The sequence below is a fragment of the Streptomyces sp. NPDC005181 genome (genome assembly GCF_040608395.1).
Classification (GTDB): Bacteria; Actinomycetota; Actinomycetes; order Streptomycetales; family Streptomycetaceae; genus Streptomyces.
The window spans coordinates 1-5,793 of the sequence record NZ_JBEXID010000184.1 but is presented as its reverse complement, the minus strand read 5'-3'; the positions used below and the strand labels follow the sequence as shown (position 1 = coordinate 5,793).

At 67.0% G+C, this 5,793-nt stretch carries 4 protein-coding genes and 1 pseudogene; all 5 read right to left on the bottom strand.

All coding sequences use genetic code 11. The features are described 5' to 3' along the window. Nucleotides 1-326 precede the first annotated feature (326 nt). The gene (locus ABZV38_RS39300; protein ID WP_356333641.1) at nt 327-950 is read right to left on the bottom strand and encodes a hypothetical protein; all 624 of its coding nucleotides are present in this window, start codon (nt 948-950) and stop codon (nt 327-329) included. A gap of 26 nt (nt 951-976) precedes the next feature. Next, nucleotides 977-1,597: a hypothetical protein gene (locus tag ABZV38_RS39295; RefSeq protein ID WP_356333643.1), complete on the bottom strand. Its 621-nt coding sequence runs from the start codon at nt 1,595-1,597 to the stop codon at nt 977-979. 167 nt (nt 1,598-1,764) lie between these two features. Next, nucleotides 1,765-3,888: a hypothetical protein gene (locus tag ABZV38_RS39290; protein WP_356333639.1), complete on the bottom strand. Its 2,124-nt coding sequence runs from the start codon at nt 3,886-3,888 to the stop codon at nt 1,765-1,767. Nucleotides 3,889-4,014: 126 nt separating this feature from the next. Beyond that, nucleotides 4,015-4,362: a helix-turn-helix transcriptional regulator gene (locus tag ABZV38_RS39285; RefSeq protein ID WP_356333637.1), complete on the bottom strand. Its 348-nt coding sequence runs from the start codon at nt 4,360-4,362 to the stop codon at nt 4,015-4,017. Then, a pseudogene (locus tag ABZV38_RS39280) lies at nt 4,359-5,486 on the bottom strand (site-specific integrase). The gene ABZV38_RS39285 and the pseudogene ABZV38_RS39280 overlap by 4 nt, the downstream one beginning before the upstream one ends. Nucleotides 5,487-5,793 lie beyond the last annotated feature (307 nt).

Genomic DNA, 5,793 nt, shown 5'->3' with positions numbered 1-5,793 from the left:
GCACCCGTCACCCCACACCCGCCACGATCCGCCTCGCCAACGAACAACCCCTCGGCCTCGTGGCATGACGATCACCACAAGCTAAGTGGCATTGGACCCTGACCCGTACGGGTCAGGCGACCCAGATCCAGACGGACATCAGAAGGGCGACGTCTGGTCCGTCGACGTGTGGTGACCAGCCGGCGACCTCCCAGCAGCGTCCGCGATATCTCTTCGCTACGAGGAGCGCCGGGCAACGATCACCTACGCGGCGGGCAACGATCTGAAGAGCGCGCGCCACCCAGCTGATCAGCCACACTCAAGCCCCCCGTGCCGCATCCAACCGGCTAGCCCGCAGGCCAATGTGGGTTCGGCATGCCGTCATCGCTCATGTGCGCCCGCTGCCAGATCCCTTTCCAGTTGAACGGCGTCTCCGGGACGAACCGGTGCCGCTGCCCGCACGGACATGGCGCCAGCACCCACGCGCACCCACGGCACAGCTCCACCCAGCCGTGCCCGGTCGAGTTCGACACCAGCGGTCTCTCGTCCCCGCAGGCGGGGCAGCCGGGGAGATCGGCGCCGTCCAGAATCGCGTTCTGCCGCCGGACGTACTCAGGCAGCCGCAGCGACGGATGGCGAAACGGCGCTTCGTACCAGGCGCGGTTCGGGCCCTCCCACCAGCTCCGCAGCCACCACGGTCGCGGGTTCACTACAGCCCGCCGCCCCGCCCACTTCTCCGCCCGGCGTTGCGCGGCGTACTCCTCCGCCCGCGCGAGCCACAGCACCCGCGCCTCGTGCAGTTCCTCCACCGCCCGCACCAGCGCGTCCGGGTCCGCCTCCAGCCGTCGGGGGATCGCGGCGCTGAGCGTGAGGTGGTGGTACGTCGCCCGGAAGCCGTACGGAGCAAAGAGGGTGATGCAGGTCCGCAGCGCGCTGTGCCGGCGGCGGAGGGGAAGGCGGGTGTCGTGCACGCGCGCTCGGTGGGTCAGGAAACTGGTCATTGTGTGGGCGCCAGGTCCAGTGCCCGTGCCAGGGCGGCAGTGACGGCGGCGGCGTGTGCCGGCAGGTGTTGTTCAGCCCAGATTCCGGCAAGACCGAGGAAGTCCTGCAAATCCTGCTGGGCGCCCGCGACGAGCCTGCGTGCCTGGTCTACCGACAGCTCGATCACCGGGCTGCCGTCCGTCCCGTAAGCGTCGAACGTCAGCCGGACAATGTCGCCAACGCGTTCGGCCACCGACGACGGATCGTGGCCGAAGTAGGAGCAGCCGGTGCCGTCGAGCACCTCCAGCCAGTCCCGCCAGGTTTCCAGGCCGTTGCAGCAGCCCGGCTCGACGAAGACCGCGTCGGTGGTGTTGTCGCATACCCGGAACCCTCCGGCGGCGAACAGATCGGGCATGGTGAGCAGCCCGTGCAGGAATGTGCCGAGCGGGTCGGTCGGGCACGGCCCGTGCTCCTCCTCCGACTCGAAGTCGTTGCAGTCGGCGATCTGCATAACCGCCATGCCGACCTCCGCCGGAGTCAGCTCCCCGTTCAGCACGAGGTAGCCATATGACTCGTGCTCGCCAACCGGCCAGAGCGCGAAGTCGTCGGCGGCGGAGATCTCCAGAACGGGTTGCATCACAATCACATGGGGATGATGCCGGACCCACTGCTACACCGCCACGGGCTTTCAGCTGGCATCGGGCTCGGAGCGGGCCCGCTACCTGGGCAGTTTCGCGGTGCGCTCCGGGCAGGCGGCGCCGACATAGCGCATGGCGGTCTGCGCGGTGATCCCGAAAAGCCGCATCAGCTTGAGGGGATCACCGGTGGCAAACGCCTCGTTGAGCATGCGGTCCTGCCGCAGCCGACGAGTGTGACGTTCTTGGGGAGGGTCCTGCGAAGCAATGTTCTGCTGACCACCGGATGATCCGGGTCGAGGGCCGTCTTCTGACTGACGAGAAGATAGGGGTTCGTCGATGCTGGCCAGCGGTGGTAGCGGTAGGCGAGCCACTCGGTGGCGAGTCGGTGGCTGAATTCCTCCAGGTAGAGGGTGTGCCGCAGCAAGCCGCGGCGGACTTCGAGGGTGCCGCGGGCAAGGTTGAGATCGGTTATCCGAACCGTGCGAAGTTCTTCACCAGGCAAAGCGTGAACGGCCACCAAGGCGATGACCAGGCGGCTTAGCGGAGACTTCGCGTGACCCCTCAATCCGGCCAGGAGGTCGCTGCGCACGGACTGCGGGAGGCCCTTGAGGTGGCCGACCGACAGCTGGCGAGTCGGATCCCGGAACACTATCCGTTCCCGCTTGAGCGCCTTGAACAGGCTGCGCAGGCTCACCGCGACCTGCTGGCGCTCTCGTCCCGACAGGCCGGATACCACCGCCTCAATGTGATCAGTTGTGATCTTTCGCAGAGTGGTCACGCCGGCGGCTGTCCACGTGGTGAGGACGGGTTCAATGTGGGCGAGGTAACGGCGAATGCTGCGGTAATCGCGGACCTCGCCCTCGCGGCGCCCCTGGCTGCGTAGAAGGGTCACCCACGCGTGGATCTCGCTGGCGAGGGGGTCCGGGAGGACACTGATCGCGACCTGGATCCATGCGAGATTCACGTCCTGGCGGCGGTCTGGATCACCAATGAGCAGACCATGAGAACGGAGGAACTGACAGACCGGCTTCGCCGCGAGAGTCGCAGAGCAACTGGCCAAATCGTGAACATCGCGCTCCAGGATGGCGTTCTCAGCGCCGAGCCAGTGCACCAGGATGGTCAGCGTGCGGATGTTCTTGCGGTAGTCAGGCGTCCGACGATCGAGGATGAGCTGGTCGAACTCCGCGACCAGCCGCCGAGCTTCTTCCGACAGCGGCAACTCACCAGGACCTCGGCGCCCCAGGCGGACCAGCACAGGCGACCAGTCGCGCCGGGGATTGAAGAGCGTTTCCTGCCCGCGGGCGGCGTGAGGCGCCGCTGTCCCGTCGGCTCCACGGAGCGGTTGGTCTCCGAACAATGACTGAACCCCTGCTGTAGTACCGGCGGGCAGGTCGATCTGGAGTTGCGTGGCTCGCGCTGGGTGACTCCCTGCCTCGTCGAGGAGGCGATAGGGGTAGCACCCGCGACAGTGACCGCCACGCGAGGGAAGGTCCTCGCGCCGGCAACGCAGGCACCAGCTTCGGGCGTACTTCTCGCGCCAGTGTTTGCAGGGGTTACAGCGGAATCCTCGCCAGCCACCGGGGATCCACGCATGGCAGTCCCGGCACTGGCGCGGCGTGAGCGGCGGCCGGGATGCCGGAACGGTGATGTAGGGCGTGCTGGGCTGATCGGCCGGGTAGAACCGCAGAGGCTCCGACGCCTCGGCCAGCAGCCCAGCGCTCAGGAGGATCACACGGACCGCGTCCCCTCTGCCCGGCAGATCCCGCAGGAACGCTTCGGGTAACAGGTCGGTGCCCTCGGCCTCCCTGACTGCCAAGGCGAGACGCACCATCTCGGCGACCCTGTAGTACCACCCTCGGTTGAAACGATGCTCGCCCGCCAACGCGACGAGCGCCTCTCGCGCCCGGCCCCAGCCGGATACAGGTCGGTCGGCGATCACCCGGACCGTCATCGCACTCAGCGTCCTGGGCAGCGTAAACAACGGAACCTGCCCCCGAGTCGTGGGCATCAATACCTCAGCAGGAGGCTCGTCGAGGTTTGTGCGCGCTTGGTTGAACTTGCGCTTCCAATCCGCCATCACATCGCGCCCGCCGCCCACACCCCGGCGCAAGGGCCGCGCCGAAATCGACCCGTCTCGGTAGCTCCCGATCGTCAATTGAAGGGCACGCGGTCGCGCCCCCTCGACGCCCAGGGCCCACTCTGCGTCGTCCTCGACCCGGATGGCCTGCAGGCAGGAACGGCACAGCCCGTCGGTGTTCAGATAGCCGTCATGGCGGCAACGCGGGCACACGCCTCGTCCTCGATGCTTCTGCTGCCAGGCTTTGCACCCAGCGCACACCCAGCTGTGGTGCAACAGGACCCAGCCCAGACACGACTCGCAACTCCGGGCCACACCCCGGTCCGCCCCCATCGGCTGTCAGCTCGGCGGCAGTGAGCGAGGCCCGCTGCCGCGCCGGGTGCGCGGCACCGGCCGCAGCGGGCCGGCTTGCAGCTGTGTCTCAGCGCCAACGGCCTGCTGGCCGGACTCCGGCACCGCCTGTGTGTCTGCGAGCGGCTCCGCCTGAAGCGGATCAGCAACCGTGCAGTTCAGCGCCGTACAAATCTTGTCGAGGTCGTCGAGGCGGACCGTGACCGGGGCACCGCCCCACAACGCGGCGACCTTGCTCAGCGAGGGGTTGAAGCCCACCTGCTGGAAGGCCGCCAGCACCTCGGTAGGCCGCCACAGATCCCGCTGGGCCGCCACCATCCGCAGATTCCACTTCACCGCAGGGTCCCCCTGTCCATCACCAGTCGTTGCGCCGCCTGCGAGCTCGCGGCCAAGTTCGCCACCTCCGGATCGGCATGCGCGGTCGCCATGTACCGAAGCGTCGTGGTGGCCCAGTCGTGCCCGAGAACCTTCTGCACCTCCCACAACGTCATCCCGCGCTCGTAGTTATGGGTCGCGCAGGCGTGCCGCAGCAGGTGCGGGAACAGGTCGGCGACCGGGCCCGTGAGGTAGTTCGTAGCCGCGGCGTGCAGCGACCGCCGGAAGGTAGAAGGGACGATTGCCGGGGCGATCGGCAGATTCAGAGCGGCTACCGCAGTCGGCTTGCGTTCCGACGGCCACAGAGGCGCCCGTGGGTGTTCGGCGTCGTCCCCGAACTCGCCCCGGATCTCTTCGATGTACCACCACAACAGGGCACGCCCCTCCTGGAACATGTACGCCTCGCGAGGCCGGGGCCCGGAAGCGCGGGCACCCTTTCCTTGGACAACGAAGCGACCCTACTGGCCGTGCTCCCAGTGGATGTCACCCATGCACACCCCGCACAGCTCCGCGGCACGGACACCGGACAGGTACGCGATCTTGGTCATCACGTAGTCGCGGCAAGCGACAAAGTACTTCCGCGCGTTCGGCAGGTCTTCACGCCAGCTCGTGAAGAAGCTACGCATCGCTCCCTGCGACGGCGGGATCCGAAGTCCGAAGTCCCCGCGGTGCCGGGGCCGGTTGAACAGATCGATCGGTGACTCAACGGGCGCGCCGAACCGGCGCATGATCTCACCGGCATATCGCTGCTCAAGGAACGCAAAGTACGCGTCGATCTTGTTGATCTTCGCGCGGAGAGTTGATGACGCCCGCTTCCCCGGTCCTGCGAAGTACCTGTCAACCTCCCTCGGCGACAGCTGCCACGGGACGGTGCCGTAGTACTCACAGACCTCGATCACCGGCTTGACCAAACCGTCAAGCGTGGCCGGCGCGAGCCCAGCCGCGTCCCGGGCCCACTGATACTCCGAAAGCGTGTCGAGGAAGAAGCTCTCTTCATCATGCGCCGACATCCGGGCCTGCCGCCGTCGTTGCAGCGTCACGACGTCGGCCAGCCCGGACTCCACTGACACCGCAGCCGGGTCCACCGCGGCGGCGGAACTCGGCTCCGGGCGGAGGAACGTCAGCAGACGACTTTCGGAATCCGACACGATCCAGGAAATTACAAGAACAGCTCGCGGAATCTGCGAGTTACTGCGGATATCCCACACCTACGAGTGAAGGGCCGCCACAGCGGGCCTACCTGCTGAGATGCAGCTTCGCCAAGTCACACAGCCGCGAAGGAACCCGCACGTACTCCACTAGCCGGTGACTTCGCACATGGGGTTTTAGGTCTCCAGCCAGCGGGGTCTTGTTTCGTCGATGCCGAGGAGTTCGAGCAGGTGTGCTTGGACT